This is a genomic window from Flavobacterium sp. UBA4854 (genome assembly GCF_002399805.1).
GTDB classification, from domain to species: Bacteria; Bacteroidota; Bacteroidia; order Flavobacteriales; family Flavobacteriaceae; genus Flavobacterium; species Flavobacterium ginsengisoli.
The window spans coordinates 12,568-15,295 of record NZ_DHEI01000132.1 but is presented as its reverse complement, the minus strand read 5'-3'; the positions used below and the strand labels follow the sequence as shown (position 1 = coordinate 15,295).

Sequence of the window (2,728 nt, the reverse complement as noted above, 5' to 3'; positions counted from 1 at the left end):
AATGCTAAAGGAAGCCCAGCTTTTATCATTTCGCGCGCTGGTGTGTACGGAATACTTAAAAAATAAGAGCAAGAAGGTAAAGCTACAGGCATTGTTTCTGTGTCTTTTAATGCTTGAATATCTTCTGGATTCATCACTTCAAGATGATCTACAGAAAGAGCGTTAAATTTAACTCCAGCTTGGATTCCGCCAATAGAATTAAATTGGTTGACATGTATTTTTGGTTTTAAACCAAATGCTAAACCTGCTTCCATTATTTTTTCGGTTTCTTCTACAGAAAAATAGCCGCTTTCGCAGAAAACATCGACATAATCTGCAAGTTTATTTTTGGAAATTTCTGGCAGCATTTCGTTAATAATTTCGTCCAGATAACCCGCTTTATCATCTTTGTAATGTAAAGGAAAAGCATGTGCCCCGAGAAATGTCGCTTTAATTGCAATAGGATAATTTTCTGCTAGTTTTTGAATTACACGAAGCATTTTTAATTCTCCATCAACTGTCAATCCGTAGCCAGATTTTATTTCTACGGCACCAGTTCCTAAATGCATTACTTCTTCTAAACGGATTTTAGATTGTTCGTAAATTTCTTCTTCAGAAGAATCATTTAGTTTCTTAGCGGAATTAAGAATTCCGCCGCCGCGATTGGCGATTTCTTCATAAGAAAGCCCGTTGATGCGATCTACAAATTCCTGTTCGCGGTTTCCTGCATAAACAATATGAGTGTGGCTGTCGCACCAAGACGGAAGAACAACTTTTCCTGTTGCATCAATTATTTGGTCGGCATTTATTTTTGGAAGATTATCCATTGAGCCAAAATCTTCGATCAAATTGTCTTTTAGTATTAAAAAAGCATTTTTGATAGTTGGAAGTTTTGCCATTTCAGAACCTGAAACTTTAGCGATTGAAGTTTCGCGAACCTGCAATAGCTCCTGTATATTTGTAATTAATGTTGTCATTGGAGATGTTATTATAAAACACAAATTTCCCAAATTTTCACGGATTAATATGTGAAAACTTGTGAAATTCGTAAAATTGTTTTTCTCTAAAGATTATTCAGAAACTGTTATTTCGAACATTTTATCCCAATATTTACCAGTAACGAAAATAGTTTTAGTTGCAGGATTATATGCAATACCATTTAAAACTTCGGCATTTTTAGCTTTTAATGATTTGCGTAAGTCGGAAAGGTTTAGGATTTTTTCAACTGCTCCAGATTCTGGATTTACAACTGCAATAGCATCTTTCTGCCAAACATTTGCGTAAAATTTACCATCAATTAATTCAAGTTCGTTAATTGCTTTAATTTTTGAACTTCCAGAATATACATTGATATAATCAATTAATTTTTGAGTTGCAGGATCCATTTTCCAGATTTTCTCAGTTCCGTCAGAATGATAGATGTATTTGTCATCGTGCGTCATTCCCCAACCTTCTATATCTTTATCGTATTTAAATGTTTTTTCTAATTTAAAAGTGTTGGCATCGTAAATGTAACCTGTTTTTTCCTGCCAAGTCAACTGATATATTTTGCCACCAAAGAAAGTAATTCCTTCTCCAAAATATTCTTTCGGAAGATCAACTTGTTTGATCACTTTCCCTGTTTTGTAGTCTACCTCTCTAAAGTAAGAATCACCTTTTTGTCCTGTACTCTCAAAAAGCCTTCCATCATGAAACTCTAAACCTTCTGTGAAAGCTGTAGTGTCATGAGGAAAAGTATTTACAATTTTATATTTTAATAATTTAGGCTCAATGTCTGAAACTACTTCAATTCTTTTAGTGGCATCAGAAGAATCTCCACCAAAATAAACCTTAGCTTTTAGGTATTGATAACCTAATTTTTGATCTATTAATTCAAATCTAAAATTTTCAGTACCTTTTGTACCTCCAACTCTTTTGTCGTTTACGAAGTAGGCAATGCTATCAATTTCTTTCGATTTTGGGTTTAAAATTCCAATATTAAGCGCCTCTTTTTGGGTAAGATGAGCAGGAAAAGCAGAATCATCGATAGTAAATAAAGAATTTTCACCTTTATTTTTTTCTCCACATCCAATTAATGTGATTCCTAATAAAATGACAGCTAGGAAGTTATATTTTTTCATAGTTTAAAATTTGAATAAGGCAATATACGACGATATTTTTATTGCTACAAAGGTCTTGCAAAAATATAAAAAGGTTGTATATTTGCACCGGCAAGTCCTACACGACCAGCTCCTGCAGACTCCCCCAGGATGGGAACATAGCAAGGGTACGTGGTTGAGCGGTGCGATGTAGGTCGCTTGCCATTTTTTTTAGAATTTAATTAGTTTGCAATCTTCCTTTCAGGAGGATTTTTTTATTTTTGACCCTATCTGAAGTTAGATGTCATTGGTTGAAAGTTAAATTTTGAGCATTAAATATACTGTTCAAATAAAACCATTTTCCAAAACTCATAACTCATAATTTATAACTTATAACTAAAAAAAATGAGCAAAGTCGTTTTAATTACCGGAGGATCATCAGGAATTGGAAAATCTATTGGTGAATTTTTACATCAGAAAGGTTTTGTTGTGTACGGAACAAGCAGAAACCCTGAGAAAGTTTTAAATTCAGTTTTTCCTTTGGTTGCTTTAGATGTTCGAAATTCGGACTCTATTAAAACTGCGGTAGCTAAAATTATTGCAACTTCTGGAAGATTAGATATTGTAATTAATAATGCTGGAGTTGGAATTACAGGACCTTTAGAAGAAAT

The 2,728-nt window shown here is 33.5% G+C and carries 3 protein-coding genes and 1 other RNA gene; 2 read left to right on the top strand and 2 right to left on the bottom strand.

Going from position 1 to position 2,728, the window contains the following annotated elements:
- Positions 1-956: imidazolonepropionase (hutI, locus tag B3J44_RS19100; protein ID WP_286970666.1), on the bottom strand; the 956-nt coding region annotated here is incomplete at its 3' end.
- A 93-nt stretch (positions 957-1,049) separates the two neighbouring features.
- Positions 1,050-2,099, bottom strand: a complete 1,050-nt coding sequence (locus B3J44_RS19095; protein WP_286970660.1) for a glutaminyl-peptide cyclotransferase — start codon at positions 2,097-2,099, stop codon at positions 1,050-1,052.
- A gap of 88 nt (positions 2,100-2,187) precedes the next feature.
- Here B3J44_RS19095 and ffs point away from each other — a divergent pair.
- An RNA gene (ffs, locus tag B3J44_RS19090) (signal recognition particle sRNA small type) lies at positions 2,188-2,285 on the top strand.
- Between the two features lie 177 nt (positions 2,286-2,462).
- Positions 2,463-2,728: SDR family NAD(P)-dependent oxidoreductase (locus B3J44_RS19085; RefSeq protein WP_286970659.1), on the top strand; the 266-nt coding region annotated here is incomplete at its 3' end.